This window comes from Pontibacillus chungwhensis BH030062 (assembly GCF_000770675.1).
GTDB classification, from domain to species: Bacteria; Bacillota; Bacilli; order Bacillales; family BH030062; genus Pontibacillus; species Pontibacillus chungwhensis.
This window is the reverse complement of sequence record NZ_AVBG01000039.1, coordinates 1-208: the sequence shown is the minus strand read 5'-3', so window position 1 is coordinate 208 and position 208 is coordinate 1. Positions and strand designations below refer to the sequence as shown.

Below are 208 nucleotides of genomic sequence, written 5' to 3'. Positions count from 1 at the left end.
GGCACCTCGATGTCGGCTCATCGCATCCTGGGGCTGTAGTCGGTCCCAAGGGTTGGGCTGTTCGCCCATTAAAGCGGTACGCGAGCTGGGTTCAGAACGTCGTGAGACAGTTCGGTCCCTATCCGTCGTGGGCGTTGGAAATTTGAGGAGAGCTGTCCTTAGTACGAGAGGACCGGGATGGACGCACCGCTGGTGCACCAGTTGTTCC

At 59.6% G+C, this 208-nt stretch carries 1 rRNA gene; it reads left to right on the top strand.

The features are described from left to right. Nucleotides 1-208: ribosomal RNA gene (locus N780_RS19115) — 23S ribosomal RNA — on the top strand; the annotation flags it as partial.